16 protein-coding genes are annotated in these 17,584 nt (G+C 46.9%); 13 read left to right on the forward strand and 3 right to left on the reverse strand.

Translation table 11 applies throughout. The features are described 5' to 3' along the window. The first annotated feature begins 80 nt into the window (after nt 1-80). Together ATB74_RS21620 and ATB74_RS21625 are read left to right on the forward strand one after the other, a co-directional pair. A complete protein-coding gene (locus tag ATB74_RS21620) occupies nt 81-1,526 on the forward strand; it encodes a TrkH family potassium uptake protein (RefSeq protein ID WP_061019715.1) in 1,446 nt (481 codons plus the stop codon). Between the two features lie 26 nt (nt 1,527-1,552). Beyond that, nucleotides 1,553-2,128, forward strand: coding sequence for a DUF3157 family protein (locus ATB74_RS21625; RefSeq protein ID WP_061019716.1), 576 nt, complete (start codon nt 1,553-1,555; stop codon nt 2,126-2,128). Here ATB74_RS21625 and trhA read toward each other — a convergent pair. Then, nucleotides 2,125-2,778, reverse strand: coding sequence for a PAQR family membrane homeostasis protein TrhA (gene trhA / locus ATB74_RS21630; protein ID WP_061019717.1), 654 nt, complete (start codon nt 2,776-2,778; stop codon nt 2,125-2,127). The two genes, ATB74_RS21625 and trhA, sit on opposite strands and share 4 nt — an antisense overlap. A gap of 144 nt (nt 2,779-2,922) precedes the next feature. Next, nucleotides 2,923-3,714 (reverse strand): sporulation protein, encoded by a 792-nt coding sequence (locus ATB74_RS21635; protein ID WP_060983480.1) that lies wholly within the window; start codon nt 3,712-3,714, stop codon nt 2,923-2,925. Between the two features lie 283 nt (nt 3,715-3,997). On the opposite strand from ATB74_RS21635, the gene ATB74_RS24340 reads away from it, so the two are divergent. The 6 genes from ATB74_RS24340 (at nt 3,998) to ATB74_RS21660 (ending at nt 9,114) form a co-directional block, all read left to right on the forward strand. Further along, nucleotides 3,998-4,165, forward strand: a complete 168-nt coding sequence (locus ATB74_RS24340) for a hypothetical protein (RefSeq protein ID WP_179946936.1) — start codon at nt 3,998-4,000, stop codon at nt 4,163-4,165. A gap of 131 nt (nt 4,166-4,296) precedes the next feature. Continuing rightward, nucleotides 4,297-4,560: a YihD family protein gene (locus tag ATB74_RS21640; RefSeq protein ID WP_009848104.1), complete on the forward strand. Its 264-nt coding sequence runs from the start codon at nt 4,297-4,299 to the stop codon at nt 4,558-4,560. A 326-nt stretch (nt 4,561-4,886) separates the two neighbouring features. After that, on the forward strand, nt 4,887-6,305 hold the full coding sequence (ccoG, locus tag ATB74_RS21645) for a cytochrome c oxidase accessory protein CcoG (protein ID WP_061019718.1): 1,419 nt from the start codon (nt 4,887-4,889) through the stop codon (nt 6,303-6,305). Nucleotides 6,306-6,378: 73 nt separating this feature from the next. Beyond that, the gene (locus ATB74_RS21650; RefSeq protein ID WP_060983478.1) at nt 6,379-7,365 is read left to right on the forward strand and encodes a serine/threonine protein kinase; all 987 of its coding nucleotides are present in this window, start codon (nt 6,379-6,381) and stop codon (nt 7,363-7,365) included. Between the two features lie 55 nt (nt 7,366-7,420). Further along, a complete protein-coding gene (locus ATB74_RS21655; RefSeq protein ID WP_012605095.1) occupies nt 7,421-8,020 on the forward strand; it encodes a thiol:disulfide interchange protein DsbA/DsbL in 600 nt (199 codons plus the stop codon). Nucleotides 8,021-8,160: 140 nt separating this feature from the next. Further along, on the forward strand, nt 8,161-9,114 hold the full coding sequence (locus ATB74_RS21660; protein ID WP_061019719.1) for a DUF2860 domain-containing protein: 954 nt from the start codon (nt 8,161-8,163) through the stop codon (nt 9,112-9,114). 75 nt (nt 9,115-9,189) lie between these two features. Here ATB74_RS21660 and ATB74_RS21665 read toward each other — a convergent pair whose 3' ends face one another. Next, on the reverse strand, nt 9,190-10,713 hold the full coding sequence (locus ATB74_RS21665) for a YifB family Mg chelatase-like AAA ATPase (protein WP_061019720.1): 1,524 nt from the start codon (nt 10,711-10,713) through the stop codon (nt 9,190-9,192). Nucleotides 10,714-11,185: 472 nt separating this feature from the next. Between ATB74_RS21665 and ilvG the strand changes: the two genes are divergently transcribed. Genes ilvG through ilvA form a run of 5 tightly spaced genes read left to right on the forward strand, consistent with a single transcriptional unit; the run spans nt 11,186 to nt 17,521 of the window. After that, on the forward strand, nt 11,186-12,832 hold the full coding sequence (ilvG, locus tag ATB74_RS21670) for an acetolactate synthase 2 catalytic subunit (protein WP_061019721.1): 1,647 nt from the start codon (nt 11,186-11,188) through the stop codon (nt 12,830-12,832). 1 nt (nt 12,833) lies between these two features. After that, nucleotides 12,834-13,118 (forward strand): acetolactate synthase 2 small subunit, encoded by a 285-nt coding sequence (gene ilvM / locus ATB74_RS21675; RefSeq protein ID WP_017055442.1) that lies wholly within the window; start codon nt 12,834-12,836, stop codon nt 13,116-13,118. A 12-nt stretch (nt 13,119-13,130) separates the two neighbouring features. Beyond that, nucleotides 13,131-14,099 (forward strand): branched-chain amino acid transaminase, encoded by a 969-nt coding sequence (locus ATB74_RS21680; RefSeq protein ID WP_061019722.1) that lies wholly within the window; start codon nt 13,131-13,133, stop codon nt 14,097-14,099. A gap of 33 nt (nt 14,100-14,132) precedes the next feature. Next, complete coding sequence (ilvD, locus tag ATB74_RS21685; protein ID WP_061019723.1) at nt 14,133-15,974, forward strand: dihydroxy-acid dehydratase; 1,842 nt, start codon at nt 14,133-14,135, stop codon at nt 15,972-15,974. Nucleotides 15,975-15,976: 2 nt separating this feature from the next. Further along, a complete protein-coding gene (gene ilvA / locus ATB74_RS21690; RefSeq protein WP_048611225.1) occupies nt 15,977-17,521 on the forward strand; it encodes a threonine ammonia-lyase, biosynthetic in 1,545 nt (514 codons plus the stop codon). Nucleotides 17,522-17,584 lie beyond the last annotated feature (63 nt).

Here is a 17,584-nt window from a genome sequence, read left to right on the forward strand (position 1 = left end):
CTTGTTCTCGTAAGCATCGTTCTCGCAACTTTCTTTTTGTGGGAACGGCGCTCCGACACAAAGCGATGGTCTATTAAGCTATGGTCAACTTTCGTCCGATATTATTAGTGATAGGGTTAGTGTTATCAAAACTCGCCCTTTTCATGTACATCCCCACATTGGTTGCCTTTTTCACAGGCACCGGTGGCTTCCTCGAGTTTGGTCAATCAGTAGTGATCACGCACATTATGGCGTTCATCTGCTTGAGCTTGGGCCGCTCCGCTAAGTTCCGACTTGGGGTGCGGGACATGTTCCTGATCACCTCTCTGGTATGGACAATAGCCAGTGCCTTTGCTGCACTGCCGTTTGTCTTCATCAACCACATCAGCTTCACTGACGCCTATTTTGAAACCATGTCTGGTATCACCACAACAGGCTCAACCGTATTAAGCGGCTTAGACAGCATGGCACCAAGCATTCTGCTGTGGCGCTCAATACTGCAATGGTTAGGTGGCATCGGCTTCATCGTTATGGCGGTTGCGGTTCTGCCAATGCTCAACGTCGGTGGTATGCGCCTGTTCCAAACCGAATCATCCGATTGGTCAGATAAAAGTAGCCCTCGAGCAAAAACAGTCGCGAAAAACATCGTGGCGGTTTATCTGGTTCTAACTGGCTTATGCATCATTAGTTACCTGTTTGCAGGCATGGGTATCTTTGACGCGATCAATCACGCCTTCACGACACTTTCTACAGGTGGTTACTCAACATCAGATGGCTCGATGAACCACTTCTCTAACAGTGCTCACTGGGTGGGAACCCTGTTCATGTTCCTTGGCGGTTTGCCATTCCTACTGTTTGTTAGCGCACTGCGTGGTAGAAAACTCTCAATCCTATATAAAGATGCGCAAGTGAGAGGCTTCACATATCTATTCTTGGTCACCAGTGCCGTAATATCGACATGGTTGGTGGTTAGAGATGGCTACACAGTCATGGATGCGATGCGTGTTTCGATGTTCAATATCGTATCCGTGGTCACCACAACCGGTTTTGGCTTAGAAGACTTCACCGCGTGGGGCGCTTTACCTACCACGCTGTTTGCCTTTTTAATGATGGCGGGCGCATGCTCGGGTTCAACCTCTGGCGGTATCAAAATCTTCCGCTTCCAGATCGCAATGACCATGCTTCATAAACAGATGATGAAGCTAATCCACCCATCGGGTGTATTTGTTCAACGCTACAACCAACGACCAGTGAATGATGACATTGTGCGTTCACTGGTCGCATTTGGTTTGATGTTCTTTATTACGATTATCTTAATTGCTGGTGGTTTGAGTGCGATGGGGTTAGACCCAATAACAAGCATCTCAGGTGCTATCACAGCCGTAGCCAACGTGGGCCCAGGTATGGGCAGCGTGATCGGTCCAACGGGGAACTTTGCGCCGCTGCCAGACGCTGCTAAGTGGTTATTAAGCCTTGGCATGTTGATGGGAAGACTCGAGATACTGACGCTGATCGTTCTTTTCTTCCCGGCCTTCTGGCGACGCTAATTGCACGAATATTTAAGGAAACAGATATGAAATCATACCTACTTATCGCAAGCGCACTGCTGAGCAGTTCAGCCTTCGCCGACCAAATGGTCACACTGCCTGATGGCAAGCAAGTGTTACTCAAAGATGATTTTACGTGGCAATACGTGGCGCCACAGCAAACGGAAGCAGCAGCGACAACATCAGAGGTCACCGTGCCCGTTGCAGCCCCCCCTGTCGTAGCCGTACCTGTCGCAACGAACACGCGTGGCACTACGATTGTGGTTAATAGTAAGAAGCCAAGCTTACAGCTGTCTCAATCAGGAGTGGATGTTGTGCTGGGTGCAAGTCGCTATGAAGATGGTGAGCTTATCATTCCGACAGCCATCACCAATCAAGGCACTCAAGCTGTCATTTTGGTATCACTTAACATCAGCGTATTTACTACAGAAGGTGAGTTGTTGGCAGAAGAAGAAGTTGCTGTGTGGAAATCAATCAAACGAATGGCCGACACATACCTACGACCAAAGACGGGGGAAGAAGGCAAGCTAATCAAGATCGACCTAGAACAACACCCTGAATATCAGATTAAAGCTGAGATTACTGAAGTACTGGCTCGCTAAACCGGAGTCACGTACAAATAAATCGCGAAGAAATGGCAAGCGCAACCCGCCAATACAAACAAGTGCCAGATGGCATGGTTGTAAGGGATGCGTTTTGCCACATAGAAAATAACACCCAACGAGTAGATCACACCGCCGAGCGCCAATAACACCAAGCCGCCCATCTCGATACTCATCGCCAGTTGATACACCACAATCAACGACAACCAGCCCATCGCTAAATAAATGAACAGCGATAGGCGCTTAAACCGATAGACGAAGGCTATCTTCATGATGATACCGACCAGCGCAATTCCCCAAATAACCGCCATCAAGCCCATCGCCAATGGGGTTCTTAAACCAACCAATAAAAACGGCGTGTAGCTACCTGCGATCAGTAAATAAATCGCACAGTGATCGAGGGTTTTTAATAAACGCTTGGTTTTTTCTGTAGTGATCGAGTGATAAAGCGTGGAAGCAAGGAAGAGCAGGATAATGCTGCTGCCGTAGATTGCCATACTGGCAACCGTCAGCATGTCTGCTTGATAATCAAACGCGCGGATCAGCAACAAAATTAGGCCAACCACGCCAAGCACGACGCCCAAGCCATGGGTTATCGCATTAGCGCGTTCTTCGATGTCGCTGTATTCGCTAGCTGATGATGCAGACATGAGTATCCTACTAGAGTAAATGTTCAATTGACCTAGTATTGCACATTAAGCTTACACGTGTAAGCTTAAATTTTTATGACATCAATGTCGTCTAAACGGTGTGATGAGGCTAGGCTCTCCAAAGCTAAAAAACCAAAAAGCGAATTAAGAGGCGCTATCTAGATACTCAAGTACCATCTTGCCAGCTTCTTCCGGAGAGGTATCGAGTGGCACACTCAATTGACGCTGTAGCTGACCCACTCCCAACAAGCTCGCCAACATGCCTTTGGCACCGTCGCGATTGCGGTCTATCTCAAACCAAAGCTTAAGTTCAGTTTCATCACGATGAGCAACAACCTCAAGCTCCCGCCAGCGGCCGTGATAAGGACCAGTCGTCGGAACAAACTCAAACTCTTGAACGAACGGCAGTTCAAAACCTTCTACCGCTTCACATTCCACTTGGCGAATGCGCAGGCCTTGGGCTTCAAGTTCGTTAAAAATACCATCGAGGAGTGCATCAGGACGAACCGTTAAGATATCTTTATCCGATGGATCAATCGCCATCGCAATGTCCAGCCCGGTTTCAAGCCACACCTTTGAGTCACCAATCGTGACCGGTGTATTCAGCGGGACATCAAACTCACATTCAAAATCACGGGTTTCACCCGGCTGAATAACAAAGGCATACGGCAGACTCCATTTTGCTAATGAATAGGTCTGGTGCATACGGCGTGTTTGACCGCCCTCTTGCCTTTGTGAGTTCATGGTGACTTCTTTTACGTAACGACAACACAGATTAAGATCGATGTTGTCGATCTCCTGTGGCTGAGCGCCACCATACACATGCACAATAATGCTCGCCTTCTGCCCTGGATACAGCACTTCCTGTTGCAACACAGAATCGACCTTGGCCGACCCAATACCAAAACTTGCTAACGTTTTCTTTAAGAACGACATATGCACCTCCTTTAAAGCATCATCTTAAGCCTGAAAGAGGTTCAAACTCAAATATACTGCTCACACTATTTTAGCTCTAATATCGTTTAATTATCACTCAGGCGTCGATCGATAACTTAGATAGTGATAATCTAAGCCTTGATATGCATGCATATCATTATCCTGATTTATTCTTCGGATTGGCGAAAGCCAGACGAGTGACGCTTCAAACAATTGAGGTAGAGCTCATGGTAAATCAGGCCATTAGATTGGCAATGGATATGCCTGACCGTTAGGTAAATTAATGCGCCCAACAGCTGTCAGGTTCTCGCACACCAACCGTAGTGCGATGCGTCGTCGTAGTGGCTTTGCTGCTGCTCCAACGGCTAAGAAATTGGCTCCTACAATGACTCTAGTTGAGAAGACTGCTTTATTAGCACCGACTACAACAAAAGTGATTAGAGCCGCTTAACAAAAAGCGCAGTTTTTACTGCGCTTTTTTCTTGCCCAGACCCGCCTTGAAATGTGTTTACACATTGGTATTCCCTATCCGATTTGATACCTTAACCACAAATCATTATAAAATTTGTGGAGAAGTAAAGTATGAAGTGTCACCGCATTGAAGAACTGCTTGAACTGATGGAGCCTGAGTGGCAAAAAGATCAAGAGCTTAATCTATTAGAGTTCATCATTAAGCTATCAAAAGAAGCAGGCTACCAAGGCAAACTTGAAGAACTGACTGACGATGTTCTTATCTACCATCTTAAAATGCGTAACAGCGAAAAAGATGAAATGATCCCGGGTCTGAAAAAAGACCAAGAAGATGATTTCAAAACCGCAATTCTAAAAGCGCGTGGCCTTCTTTAGTCGCCGATTTGTTTAGAACTCAATTGCTGTATAGATAAAATACTCAATTTTAAAAAGCGACCACTCGGTCGCTTTTTTGTTTCTGTTCGCTATTTTTTCGTCACAACTGTTATGACTTTTGTTGTTAAAGGTTGATAGCGTTAAAGAAATGAGAACAAGATTGTCGCTATAATCGCCATCCATAAGAATCTTCTAAAATAATAAGAGTGAGTGCGATAACAACAAATGCACCAAGCTCAATTTCAACAGGTTCTCTAAACCATACTTTCAAGTAATGTCGTCATGCCCAACTTAACCGGGCAAACAAGCCACAAAAAGGATAGTTCATGAGTCAGGATAAAATCGATATCAAAGATGTGACTCCTAAAACCTTTAACCCGAAAACACATAAAGGTAATGGAGATCGATTTAACCCAAGTAACCGAATCTATGTTCGAGAAAGCAAAGGTAAATTCCAACAACTGCGTCGCTATGGCGGTTGGTTCTTACTTTTACTTTTTGCGCTTATCCCATGGATTCCATTTGGTGAGCGACAAGCTATCTTGCTCGATATCGGCAGCCAACAGTTCAACTTCTTTGGTACAACTTTATACCCACAAGATCTGACCCTGCTCGCCATCTTATTCATGATTGCCGCGTTTGGCCTGTTCTTTATCACCACCTTTTTAGGCCGCGTGTGGTGTGGCTACCTGTGCCCACAAACCGTGTGGACCTTCATGTACATCTGGTTCGAGGAGAAACTCGAAGGTGCTGCCAATAAGCGAAGAAAACAAGATTCAGGCAAACTGACCACCAACCTGATGATCAGAAAAACCATCAAGCACATTGCATGGTGGGCGATTGCGATTGCGACCGGTTTAACCTTTGTCGGTTACTTCATTCCAATCAAAGAGCTAGTGGTTGGTTTCTTTACCTTTAACTCTTCGTTCTGGCCTGTGTTCTGGGTACTATTCTTCGCTGGTTGTACTTATGCTAATGCAGGTTGGATGCGTTCAATTGTTTGTCTGCACATGTGTCCTTACGCGCGTTTCCAATCGGCAATGTTCGATAAAGACACCTTCATTGTGGGCTACGATACAGAACGCGGTGAAAGCCGTGGCCCCCGATCTCGCAAGGCTGATCCAAAAGAGCTTGGTCTAGGCGATTGTATTGACTGTAATTTATGCGTTCAAGTGTGCCCAACGGGTATCGATATCCGTGACGGCCTACAATACGAATGCATTAACTGTGGCGCGTGTATTGATGCCTGTGACAACACCATGGAACGAATGGGCTATGAAAAAGGCCTGATCAACTACACCACCGAGCACAGACTTGAAGGTCACTCAACCAAGGTAATGCGTCCTAAGCTGTTGGGCTATGGAGCCATCTTAATCGTGATGCTGGGCTTATTCTTCGTGCAAATCGCGAGTGTTGATCCTGCTGGCCTCAGTGTTCTACGTGACAGAAATCAGCTATTTAGGGTCAATAACCAAGGGTTGGTTGAAAACACCTACACCTTGAAAGTGATCAACAAGACTCAACAAGAGCAAGAGTACAAACTCGATGTTAGCGGACTGCCCGGTTCGATCTGGTATGGCAAACAGACGATTACTGTCGATCCAGGCGAGGTTTTGAACCTACCTATCAGTTTAGGCGCCGACCCAGAAAAACTGAGCTCACCAGTTTCGACAATTCAGTTTATACTCTCGGATAATGAAGAGTTTACGATGGAAGTCGAAAGCCGCTTTATCAAGAAGCTCTGATACCTGCACCTTAGTGCTTGGTATAACAACCCAATAAATGGAAAAAGGCTCAGTAATGAGCCTTTTTTATTCTATGACGATGCAAGCCTTTAACTTTGATAACCTGACTCCTGACTTCATGTGGTACGCACTGGAGAGCATCGGAGTTCGCGCTGAATCCGGGCTTCTCGCTCTCAACAGTTACGAAAACCGTGTATATCAGTTCACCGATGAAGATCGCAAGCGCTACGTCGTTAAGTTTTATCGTCCGCAACGCTGGAACAAAGCACAGATCCAAGAAGAGCATGACTTCGCACTCGAGCTTATCGAACAAGAGATGCCAGTTGCACCTCCAATGCGAATCAACGGTGCAACCTTACATGAATACCAAGGCTACCTATTTGCCTTGTTTGAAAGTGTCGGCGGCAGGCAGTATGAAGTGGATAACCTAGACCAACTGGAAGGTGTAGGCCGTTTTCTTGGTCGTATTCATAAAGCCAGCGCGGGAAGAACATTCCAGCATCGCCCAACCATCAGCTTAGATGAATACCTTTATCAGCCACGTAAGATTCTAGAGAACTCTCAGTTTATCCCGACGCATCTAGAAAACGCGTTCTTCAATGACGTCGACCTTCTGATCAAGGAGCTAGAGAGCCAGTGGCCGAGCAACATTGAGAATATCCGCCTGCATGGTGACTGCCACCCAGGCAATATCTTATGGCGTGATGGGCCAATGTTCGTCGACCTTGACGACGCACGTAACGGCCCTGCAATACAAGATCTGTGGATGCTGCTTAACGGCGAACGCCAAGATAAGCTGATGCAACTGGATATTCTGCTAGAGAGTTATCAAGAGTTTTGCGATTTTAATACCGTACAACTGAAACTAATCGAGCCGCTACGCGGTCTACGTATGGTGCATTACATGGCATGGTTGGCGAAACGATGGCACGATCCAGCGTTTCCTCTCGCCTTCCCATGGTTTAATGATCCGAAATATTGGGAGCAACAAGTACTTGCTTGTAAAGAGCAAATTGCTACCCTGCAAGAGCCACCACTTTCGTTAATGCCTCAGTGGTAACAGCAATCGCAACATACAACTAGATAAAAATTCAAACATAATGGAGATTGGATAAATGAAAAAGCTATTCGCATTTTTCTCATTGATCATGTTGAGCCTTTCAGCTCACGCTGCGAAATTTAACGAAGGTGAACACTACAAAGTTCTCGACCTAGAAGCATCAAAAAAACCAATGGTGACAGAGTTCTTCTCTTTCTACTGCCCACACTGTAATAGCTTTGAGCCAATCATCCAGCAGCTAAAACAACAGCTACCTAAAGACGCTAAGCTACAAAAGAACCATGTTTCATTCATGGGTGGCAATATGGGTCTGCCAATGAGCAAGGCTTATGCGACGATGATTGCACTGAAAGTTGAAGACAAAATGGTGCCAGTGATGTTTAACCGCATCCACACCATGAACAAGCCACCACGTGATGAAGCAGAACTGCGACAAATCTTCCTAGACGAAGGTGTTGATGCGAAGAAGTTCGATGCTGCGTATAACGGCTTTGCAGTAGATTCGATGGTTCGTCGCTTCGACAAAGCATTCAAAGACAGCGGCCTTTCAGGCGTACCTGCTGTCGTGGTAAACAACCGCTACCTAGTAGATGCTCAAGGTATCAGCTCTCTCGATGAGTACTTCGAGCTCGTTAACTTCCTGCTGAAAAAGTAAGGAATAGATGAAAGGAAGCTTCGGCTTCCTTTTTTATTGCTAGTTCAAAAACCATTATTGATAAATAATCAGCCAGAAAATGCAGTGCTTTACTGATATTAATAACCTGTCCTAAGAATCGGTGAGCAAGGAACCCTTAAATGAAAATAAAAATAACTCTTTTGGCATTGAGCGTTACAGCCACTCCCGCTTTTGCCAAGCTTGCAGACCAACAAGGTTTCAGTGGTGAAATCTCTATCAACACCGGGGTCACATCTTCAACCTCAAACTTTAATACCGATGCCGACAGTAAGATCTCATCAAACAATCAGAAAGCTTCGTCTGAGAGCTCGTTTTTAGTTGCACCTCTCGGTAGTGTTGCTTACACCTTTGGTGAGAAGTTGAACCAACAAGTATACACAGGTACCGCGCGTGATGATGTGGCGACGGGTACTGTTGTGCTTGAGGTTGGTTATAAATACCAACTAGAGTCAGGCATGACCATCGATGCTTCGATTCTGCCAACTATTATGTCTGGCGAGACTTGGGCCGATCCGTACAACACGACGTCAGCTCGCAGCAAAACCGACGAGACGGGTAATGCCTTTCGTTTAACACTAGAGAGCATCGCTGGCTCTGCCTTCTCTTTAGACATGGCCTACGCCACCAAAGATGTCAAAGATGATCGAGTTGAAGACGCGCTAAAACGCGACGCCGATACTTTCTACCTGAAAGGTCAATATCGTCAACCAATCAGTCATACCATGATGTTAGTACCATCACTGATCTACCAATCAAGTTCTGCGGATGGCAAAGCTGCCTCTTATGAACAGTTTGGCGGTGAGGTAAGCTTATTTGGCGGCATGGGACGTCATCAATACGCACTAACGGCGGGTTACAACCAACGCTCTTACGATGCGAGCAGCATGACTTTCCAAAAGAAACGCAGTGACGACAACATCAATCTATTCGCCGCGTATGAATATGATCAATTCATGGATTGGGAAAACTGGTCGTTTGTTTCTCTTGCAGGCTACAGCACGAGTGACTCGAACATTACCTTCTATGATGAGTCTCAATACATCGTTTCAGTTGGCTTGAACTACAAGTTCTAACTTCAGCGAGTATCAACTACTATTTCCAAAAAGCCTGCATACAAGCAGGCTTTTTTGTTTACCACAACACAATGACTACACAGCTTGTGCCGTAAGTTGCTTCAATAATCTATCCATCGCGCGGTAACCGAGAGCTTCCGATAAGTGTTTCTTTTCTATCTGCTCGTTACCATCCAGATCAGCAATAGTTCGTGCGACCTTGATGATTCGGTGATAGGCGCGAATCGATAACCCTAAACGATGCAGTGCTGTTTCGAGAAACTCTGCATCTTCGCGTCGCAGTGGACAATACTTCTCAATTTCTCGACTGCCGAGTAAAGCGTTCGATTTATGGTTGCGAGATAACATGGTTTGACGAGCCTGTTTGACCCTTTGCTTTACCACCTGGGTAGTTTCACCACGATCACCTCCTTCGGCCAACATTCCCTTGGGCAATAGAGGTATCTCCAATGACATATCGAATCTATCTAGCAAGGGGCCAGATAAACGGTTGAGATAACGCAGGATTATCTGTGGGTTAGCCCGCGCTTGATTACCTTCGTAGTAACCTGTTGGGCTTGGGTTGAGTGCACCGACCAACTGAAAGCGCGCAGGGAAACGCGTCTTGCCCGCAGCACGGGAGATAATAATCTCGCCTGACTCTAGTGGCTCACGTAATGAATCGAGCACCTTACGCTCAAACTCTGGCATCTCATCCAAGAACAATAAGCCGTTATGCGCCAAAGAGATCTCTCCGGGGCGAGGTACTGAGCCTCCTCCCACCAATGCCGCCATTGAGCTTGAATGGTGAGGGGATCGAAAAGGTCGTTGCTTCCAGTTGTACTGATTGATCTCTTGCTGCGTTAACGAAGCGACCGATGCAGTTTCCATCGCCTCGTCATCACTCATTTCAGGTAACAAATCACGCAGACGAGACGCCAACATAGTCTTGCCAGTTCCTGGAGGGCCAAGGAAAAGTAAGTTGTGATTTCCAGCGGCTGCTATCTCCAGAGCTCGCTTGCCTTGTTGTTGGCCGATAATATCTTGTAGGTCGCGAAACACTGAAACATCAGCCTGATGATGTTCCGTTCTATATAGGCCAAGCTGAGTCTGTCCACACATGTCAGCACAAACCTCCAACAAGGTTTGCGCAGATTTATGGGCTCCCTTGCCCACTAGCGCAGCCTGATCACCGTTATGGTGTGGAACAACTAAGCATCGTTCGACGCTATCGGCAGCTAACGTCGCAGGCAACACGCCCTTTACTGAACGCAGCTCTCCAGACAGTGCCAACTCACCGATAAATTCATGTTGAGCTATTTTTGATGTCGGAAGCTGATCAGATGCCACTAAAATCCCAAGCGCGATTGGCAAATCGAAACGACCTCCTTCTTTGGGTAAATCGGCAGGAGCGAGGTTGACCGTGATTCTTTTTGATGGAAACTCAAAACGAGAATTGATGATCGCACTTCTTACTCGATCTTTAGATTCCTTAACCGTTGTTTCAGGTAGACCCACTAACGTAAAGCCAGGCATTCCATTACTTATATGCACCTCAACAGTCACTTCTGGCGCCTCTACACCAACACTAGCTCGACTATGAATTATCGCGAGTCCCATAACTTTCCTTTGTCTTTGATTTAAAAGTATTCGCTCTGGATATTCGTTGCTCACCAAAGCTATAAGGTTGTTATATAGCTTGATGGAATGGTGTTTTAATGTGAAAAAAGAATGACATTTTCCTTGTCATGCGGCAGATTTGTGTGATAACACTAGAGATATAGACTTTTACTGAAGACAATAAACGAGAAAACTCGAATATTATGATTTTTAACGCTCGCATTTACGCACTGATTAACCTGATTATCGTAGTCATTATTAAGACTGCGCGGGGGCGAGTGGGAAGAAAGTAACCACGAATTAGAAAAAACCCCCGCACTGACAAGTCCGGGGGTTTTTTCTAATTTAAACATTCGATTTTTATATTTTTGAGCATTTTCGGCTTTGCCGATTTACAGGAAGAATGGGAGCACAAGATGTGCAGAGACAAAGGAAACAGTTACCAAAATAAAGGTAATACGGGAGAATTCCGATGAAAGGCGCAGAACTAGTCGTATCCGCACTCAAGCAACAAGGAATTAAAACCGTATTTGGTTACCCAGGTGGTGCCATCATGCCAATTTACGATGCACTCTATGACGGCGGGGTTGAACATATCCTATGTCGCCATGAGCAAGGCGCTGCTATGGCCGCGATCGGCATGGCTCGAGCAACGCAAGATGTCGCTGTTTGTATGGCAACGTCTGGTCCAGGTGCTACTAACCTAGTCACTGGCCTTGCTGATGCCTTTATGGACTCTATCCCACTGGTTGCCATCACTGGTCAAGTTGCAAGTTCCCACATTGGTACCGATGCATTCCAAGAAATGGATGTGATTGGTATGTCTCTATCATGTACTAAACACAGCTACCTAGTAACAGATATAGAAGAGCTAGCTCCAACACTCGCTGAAGCATTTGTGGTAGCTAAATCAGGCCGCCCAGGCCCAGTTATCGTTGATATTGCAAAAGATGTTCAACTAGCTGAAGCTCCAGTCAAAATTCTTCCTGAATTTATTCCACCCGCGATCCCTGTTGCGACAACAGACGCCATCGAACAGGCACAGCACTTCTTGTCTCAAGCGACCCGTCCTGTTTTATACGTCGGTGGTGGTGTTCAACTTGCTAAAGCAACCGATGCGGTTCGCGAGTTTCTACGCCTTAATCCAATGCCTGCAGTGAGCACACTGAAAGGCCTAGGCAGCATTGAACGTGACGACCCACATTACCTTGGCATGCTGGGTATGCACGGCACTAAAGCCGCCAACCTAGTGGTTCAAGAGAGTGACCTGTTGATTGTTGTTGGCGCTCGTTTTGATGACCGAGTAACCGGCAAGCTTGACACCTTTGCACCACACGCGAAAGTTATCCATATCGATATCGATGCAGCAGAGTTCAGCAAACTGCGTCTTGCCGATGCGCCAATTCGTGGTGACATCAACAAGATAATGCCTCAACTAGAACTAAGCCAAGATATCTCCTCTTGGGTTCACCACTCAGAAGGCCTTCGTAGCTCATTCAAATGGCGCTACGACCATCCCGGCGATCTGATCTTTGCTCCACTGCTATTGAAGCAACTGTCAGACATGATGCCAGCAAGCTCTATCGTTTCGACGGATGTTGGCCAACACCAAATGTGGGCAGCCCAGCACATTCAGCCTCGCGATCCACAAAACTTTATCACCTCTGCCGGTTTAGGCACCATGGGCTTTGGTTTACCTGCTGCTATGGGGGCATCGGTTGGACGTCCTGATGACCAATCGATTCTTATCTCTGGAGACGGCTCGTTCATGATGAATGTGCAAGAACTTGGCACGTTGAAGCGTCGCCAGATCCCAGTGAAGATGGTACTGCTTAATAACTCTCGCTTAGGCATGGTTCGCCAATGGCAATCGCTGTTCTTTGATGGCCGCCACAGTGAAACTATTTTGGATGACAACCCTGATTTCGTGATGCTCGCGAAAGCGTTCGACATCCCGGGCAAAACCATCACTCGTAAAGAAGAAGTAGAACCAGCATTGAAAGAGATGTTAGAGAGTAAAACCGCTTACCTACTTCATGTTCTTATCGATGAAGAAGAAAACGTATGGCCACTAGTACCGCCTGGTGCTTCAAACAGTGAGATGTTGGAGAACACATAACATGAAAAGATACCTATTAGACATCAAAGCCGATGATAAGCCTGTACTGCTAGAGCGTGTTCTTCGTGTTATCCGCCACCGTGGCTTCATTGTTAAGCAAGTTGCGGGCACTCAAAACCACGAAAGCAAAGTGGCGAGTGTTGAGATCATCGTAGACAGTGACCGTCCGATCTCGTTCTTGGTAAACCAAATCGAAAAGCTGTGGGATGTGCGTACCGTTGACGTTATCTCGATCAGCCGTAATGAACTGCCAAACAACAACTTACAACAAAAGATAAACGCATAAGGAACCGCAAACATGACAGCTAAAACAGCAGACTATATTTGGTTTAACGGTGAGATGGTTCCTTGGGCAGAGGCGAACGTTCACGTCCTGACTCACGCAATGCACTACGGCACTTCTGTATTTGAAGGTGTTCGTTGCTACAACACACCAAAGGGTCCGGTCATCTTCCGTCACCCTGAACATGCTAAGCGCTTAAAAGACTCAGCAAAAATCTACCGCTTTCCTATTCCTTACACAGAGGAAGAAATTATGGAAGCGACTCGCGAAACACTACGCCAAAATAAGCTAGAGTCGGCGTACATCCGCCCTCTAGGTTTCGTAGGTAACGTTGGTTTGGGTGTCTGCCCACCAGAAAACACTGAGATGGAGTTGATCATCGCTGCTTTCCCTTGGGGTTCTTACCTAGGCGAAGAAGCGCTAGAAAATGGCGTTGATGCGATGATTTCTAGCTGGAACCGTGCTGCTCCAAACACGATTCCAACCGCAGCAAAAGCGGGTGGTAACTACCTATCTTCATTACTGGTTGGTGGTGAGGCTCGTCGTCATGGTTACGATGAAGGCATCGCACTGAGTGTTGATGGTTACCTTTCTGAAGGTGCAGGTGAGAACATCTTTGTAGTGCGTAATGGCGTGCTATCAACGCCACCAGCGACCAGCGCAATTCTACCGGGTATCACTCGTGATTCGATCATGACACTAGCAAAAGACATGGGTTATGAAATCCGTGAAGAGAACATTGCTCGTGAAGCGCTATACCTTGCCGATGAAGTATTCATGACAGGCACAGCGGCGGAAATCGTTCCGGTTCGCAGCGTAGACAAAATTACAGTAGGTGAAGGCAAACGCGGCCCTATCACTGAAAAAGTTCAAGCGGCTTACTTTGGTCTATTCAATGGAACCACTGAAGATAAGTGGGGCTGGTTAGACTATGTGTACCCAGCAGACCAAACTTCAGAAAGCCAAATGCAAACAACTAAGTAAGCAACAGCCAAATATTTTATAAGGATTTAAGCAATGCCAATCTATCGTTCAGCAACGACTACCCACGGACGCAACATGGCTGGTGCGCGCGCTTTATGGCGTGCAACTGGTGTTAAAGATGATGACTTCGGTAAGCCAATCATCGCAGTTGTAAACTCGTTCACTCAATTCGTTCCAGGCCACGTTCACCTTAAAGACATGGGTCAATTGGTTGCGGGTGAAATCGAGAAAGCGGGCGGTATCGCTAAAGAATTCAACACCATCGCAGTTGATGATGGTATCGCAATGGGTCACGGCGGAATGCTGTACTCACTGCCATCACGTGAGCTTATCGCAGACTCAGTAGAATACATGGTCAATGCGCACTGTGCAGATGCGATGGTGTGTATCTCGAACTGTGACAAAATCACCCCGGGAATGATGATGGCAGCAATGCGTCTTAACATCCCTGTGATCTTTGTATCTGGCGGTCCAATGGAAGCGGGTAAAACCAAGCTTTCAGATCAGATTATCAAGCTAGACCTTGTTGACGCAATGATTCAAGGTGCCGATCCAACAATCTCTGATGAGCAAAGTGAGCAGGTAGAACGCTCTGCATGTCCGACATGTGGTTCATGTTCAGGCATGTTCACAGCAAACTCAATGAACTGTCTGACAGAAGCGCTTGGCCTATCTCAGCCGGGTAACGGTTCTATGCTGGCAACCCACGCAGACCGTGAAGAGCTATTCATCAATGCCGGTAAGCGCATCGTTGACCTAACTAAGCGTTACTATGAGCAAGATGACGAATCAGCACTGCCGCGCAACATCGCTAACCGTGCTGCGTTTGAAAACGCGATGGCACTGGATATCGCAATGGGTGGTTCTAGTAACACCGTTCTTCACCTATTGGCTTCTGCTCAAGAAGGTGAGATTGATTTTGATATGGGTGATATCGACGAGATGTCTCGCCGCGTTCCACACCTATGTAAGGTTGCCCCTTCAACACCTAAATACCACATGGAAGACGTTCACCGCGCTGGTGGTGTAATGGCTATCCTTGGTGAACTAGACCGTGCAGGTCTACTGAACAACCAGACTCGCACCGTTCTTGGTCTAAGCATGCAAGAGCAGCTAGCTCAATACGACATCATGCAGACAGAAGACGAAGCCGTGCTTAAGTTCTTCCGTGCTGGTCCTGCAGGTATCCGTACCACCAAAGCATTCTCGCAAGACTGTCGTTGGGATCGCCTTGATGATGACCGCGTCGAGGGTTGTATTCGTACCAAAGAGAACGCATTCAGCCAAGAAGGTGGCCTAGCGGTACTTTCAGGTAACATCGCCGTTGATGGTTGTATCGTTAAGACCGCGGGTGTTGATGAAGAAAACCTTAAATTCCAAGGCCCTGCAATCGTATTTGAAAGCCAAGACAGTGCTGTTGATGGCATCTTAGGTGGCAAAGTGAAAGCGGGCGAAGTGGTTGTTATTCGTTACGAAGGCCCTAAGGGTGGTCCGGGTATGCAAGAAATGCTTTACCCAACCACTTACCTAAAATCTATGGGGCTAGGTAAGTCTTGTGCTCTTCTAACTGACGGACGTTTCTCTGGTGGTACATCAGGTCTATCTATCGGTCACGCTTCTCCAGAAGCAGCAAGTGGGGGTGTGATTGGTCTAGTGAACACTGGCGATATTATCACTATCGATATCCCTAGCCGCTCAATCACACTTGATGTGCCAGAAGCAGAGCTAGAAGCACGTCGTGTTAAGCAAGACGCACTGGGCTGGAAACCAGAAAACCGTCAGCGTGAAGTATCTTTCGCACTGAAAGCTTACGCAAGCATGGCGACCAGTGCCGACAAAGGCGCAGTACGTGATAAGTCTAAGCTTGAGGGCTAACTATGAGTGATGACACCTCCAGTCCCCAGAAACAAACTGGCGCAGATTATCTGCGTCAGATCCTGAGAGCGCCGGTTTACGAAGCGGCAATCGTGACACCTCTGCAGGATATGCCACGTTTAAGCGCGCGCATTGGTAATCAGGTTCAGCTTAAACGAGAAGACCGTCAGCCGGTGCACTCGTTCAAGCTACGTGGTGCCTACAACATGGTATCAAGCCTTTCTGAGCAGCAAAAAGCCGCAGGTGTGATTGCTGCATCGGCGGGTAACCATGCTCAAGGTATGGCGCTATCTGGCTCTAAGTTGGGCATTCAGACTACGATTGTGATGCCAAAAACCACACCAGACATCAAGGTTGATGCGGTACGTGGCTTTGGCGGTAACGTGGTTCTGCACGGCAGCAACTTTGATGAAGCCAAGGCAGAAGCCGAGCGTCTTTCTGCTGAACATGGCTTCACCTTTGTGCCTCCTTTCGATCACCCTTTGGTGATTGCAGGGCAAGGTACGATGGGCATGGAGATGCTGCAGCAAAACGGTCACATGGATTATATCTTTGTGCCGGTTGGTGGTGGTGGCTTAGCTGCGGGTGTTGCTGTATTAGTAAAACAGCTGATGCCAGAGATTAAAGTCATTGCAGTAGAACCCGAAGATTCATCTTGCTTAAAAGCGGCTCTCGATGCTGGTGAACCTGTGGTACTGGATCAGGTCAGCATGTTTGCTGATGGTGTGGCGGTTAAACGCATTGGTGAAGAGACATTCCGTCTTTGCCAACAGTACATTGACGGTCACATTGCAGTCTCTAGTGATGAGATCTGCTCTGCGGTGAAAGACATCTTTGAAGACACTCGTGCGATTGCTGAACCTTCGGGAGCGCTTGCTCTGGCTGGCTTGAAGAAATTTGCAGAACAAAACCAACTGCAAGACAAGCAATTGGCAACGGTACTGTCTGGTGCTAACACCAACTTCCACGGCCTGCGATATGTCTCTGAACGTTGTGAGCTGGGTGAGAAGCGAGAAGGTCTACTTGCAGTGACGATTCCAGAGCGACAAGGGGCATTCCTAGAGTTCTGTAATATCATTGGTGGCCGAGCAGTGACGGAGTTTAACTACCGCCACAACGACGAAAGCCTCGCGAATATCTTCGTTGGTGTACGTCTGCAAGGCGGCCAAGAAGAACTCGAACACATCATCAATGACCTACGCGAGGGCGGCTACCCAGTTGTCGACCTGTCTGATGATGAGATGGCAAAACTGCACATTCGCTACATGATTGGCGGTAAACCATCAAAACCACTGAAAGAGCGTCTATACAGCTTTGAGTTCCCAGAATACCCAGGTGCATTGATTAAATTCCTTGATACCTTAGGGACCCACTGGAACATCAGCCTATTCAATTACCGTAACCATGGTGCCGACTACGGCCGTGTATTGTGTGGCTTTGAACTTGATGACGATGATTTGGCTCAGTTCTCAACACACTTAGAAGAACTTGGCTACCAGTGTAAAGATGAAACCGATAACCCTTCCTACAAGTTCTTCTTGTCTTAAGAGTTAACGACCGAATCAAAAAGAGCGAGTATTTACTCGCTCTTTTTATTGGTGCTGATTCAG

The organism is Vibrio splendidus (assembly GCF_001557875.1).
Lineage (GTDB): Bacteria > Pseudomonadota > Gammaproteobacteria > Enterobacterales > Vibrionaceae > Vibrio > Vibrio splendidus_F.